Source organism: Streptomyces sp. DT224 (genome assembly GCF_049844595.1).
Classification (GTDB): Bacteria; Actinomycetota; Actinomycetes; order Streptomycetales; family Streptomycetaceae; genus Streptomyces.
Map to the genome: position 1 here is coordinate 1 of NZ_JBNCLI010000030.1, position 2202 is coordinate 2202.

Sequence of the window (2202 nt, forward strand, 5' to 3'; positions counted from 1 at the left end):
AGAGCTCGTAACAAGATCTTGTTGAAACGGCCTGGTAGGCCGTGACCGGTGTGATGATTCGGCCGTTCGTGAGGTGTGGGTACTCGACCGTGGATCTTGGACGATGGGTTGTGGGCTCTGATCGAACCGTTGCTGCCGCCGTGGCCAGAGCGGTCGCCCGGGCCGCGGCCGGTGTCGGACCGGCTCTGCCTGCAGGGCATTCTGTTCGTCCTCTACAACGACATAGCCTGGCAACTCCTGCCGATGGAGCTGGGGTTCGGCTCGGGACAGACGTGCTGGCGGCGTCTGGACCGGTGGCAGAGAGCAGGGGTCTTCGACCGGCTGCACCGAGTCCTGCTCGCGGAGCTGAACGCGGCCGGCGAACTCGACTGGTCACGGGCGTGCGTGGACGGCTCCCACATCCGCGCGAAAAAGGGGGGCCCGACACCGGTCCGTCGCCGGTCGACCGGCGGAAAACGGGCAGCAAACACCACCTGATCTGCGACGGACGCGGCACCCCGCTCAAAGTCATCACGAGCGCGGCCAACGTCAACGACGTCACCCAGACCCTCGCCCTGGTCGACGGGATCCCTCCCGTCGCGGGCCGTCCAGGCCGGCCCCGCACACGGCCCGAAGCCCTGCTCGGCGATAAGGGCTACGACTCCAACGCACACCGCGACGAGCTCCGTCACCGGCGGATCCTGCCCGTCATCTCCCGCAAGGGATCACCGAACATCAAGGGCATCGGCAAGCTCCGCTACGTCGTGGAGCAGACCTTCGCCCTGCTCCACCACTTCAAACGCCTCGCAGTCCGCTGGGAACGCCGAACTGAGCTCCACGACGCCTTCGTCTCGTTGGGCTGCAGCCTCATCTGCTGGAGGCGCCTCAAGAAGGCCGCGTCAAGATCACGTTAGGAGCTCGCATGGTGGGGCAGGTCAAGCTGGCACACGGTCGTGCGGCAGATCCAGACCACGTGTGGTGGGCCGCTGTTGGGGCGTCTACTGCATCAGCTCGGTGTGGGGATGCTCGGGTGAGGCTGGGCAGATGTAGAGCTGTTGCTTGTAGCCGCGGGCGATCTGGATGGCGGCGGGCTGATTGGGCCGAGGGGCACCGCCCCTGGTGGGAATCTCTGGCTCTTGCAGTTCGTACGGGATCCAGGTGCGGTCGCTGCTGCCCCATTCGTGCGAGGGGATGGTCAGCAGGGGGGTCATCGTGGTGTCGCATGTGAGGCAGGACTGGGGGATCGGGTCGGTCAGGCCCCAGGAGGGCAAGCCGCCAACTTTCCAGCCCGGCGCCACGGAGAGGTTGATCCCGTAGAACTCCGCCGGGTACGAGGCATAGCGGCTGTCCACCGTGTCTCCGGCGTTCTCCCATCTGCCCCAGTCGTTGAGCATGCTCAAGATGTCCGGGCTCAGCTCCGAGGGGTGGGGGTACTCGGTGATCTGCTCCGGGAGGAGCAGGCACGGCTCGGGCAGGTAGCCGTCGAACTGCACCGTGGGCGGCTCCGGGGGCGCGGTGAGGAAGCTGGTGACCTCGGCTGCGGACCGCCAGAACAGCACGGTCCTGGGCATGTAGCTTTTCGGAGGATGGTCGAAAGGACACCACAGCACTTGGAGTAGATCCGTGCCGGCGGGCGTGCGCAGGTCCGGGATGTCCCGCGTGTAGAACTGGGCCAGCGGCAACAGGGCTATCGCCCCGTCGTAGGGCTGACGGCTCGGTTTCGGTCTCGGATAGGTCCTCGGGGGCTCGATGCGGGCGAGGGCCTCCCGTTCCTGCGGGGTGAAGTCGCGACCCCGCGCGGCGGCCCGGATCCGGCGCAGCAGTCTCAAGTCCGCAAGCGGTCTGAGCGGTTTCTTTGCGTCCCACTCGTGCGGACCGTCGCAGTGCGGCCAGGGCTCATCGGCGGGCCACAGTAGCGGACCGCCGACCGAGCTGTGACGCGGGGACGGGCATGCAGGAACCGGGTGCAACCGGGTTGCCGTACGGGCCAGCGGGGCCAGCTGGGGAAAGAGCGCGGTCACGTCGAGCGGCCGCGGCGGCGTAGTACGCGTGATCTTCATAGCGGGTGATACTGCCAGCAGCCACTGACACTAGTGCAGATCAAAACCACCCATCAGGTCGATCGCTCAGGCGGCACCGAGTAATCACACGACGCCACCGGCCGGATCATTACATCGGTCACCCCCGACCAGGGCCAATCGACAAGATCTTGTTACGAGTTCT

The 2202-nt window shown here is 66.5% G+C and carries 2 protein-coding genes; one reads left to right on the forward strand and one right to left on the reverse strand.

Annotation, left to right across the window (positions count from 1 at the left end; all coding sequences use genetic code 11):
• Nucleotides 1–75: 75 nt before the first annotated feature.
• Nucleotides 76–893 (forward strand): IS5 family transposase gene (locus tag ACLQ2N_RS35860; protein WP_425819972.1). Its coding sequence is split into 2 segments (ribosomal slippage): nucleotides 76–393 and nucleotides 396–893, totalling 816 coding nucleotides; the frame shifts between segments, so codons are not numbered across the junction.
• Nucleotides 894–977: 84 nt separating this feature from the next.
• Here the strand turns inward: ACLQ2N_RS35860 and ACLQ2N_RS35865 are convergent.
• A complete protein-coding gene (locus tag ACLQ2N_RS35865) occupies nucleotides 978–1808 on the reverse strand; it encodes a hypothetical protein (RefSeq protein WP_425819974.1) in 831 nt (276 codons plus the stop codon).
• Nucleotides 1809–2202: the final 394 nt, after the last annotated feature.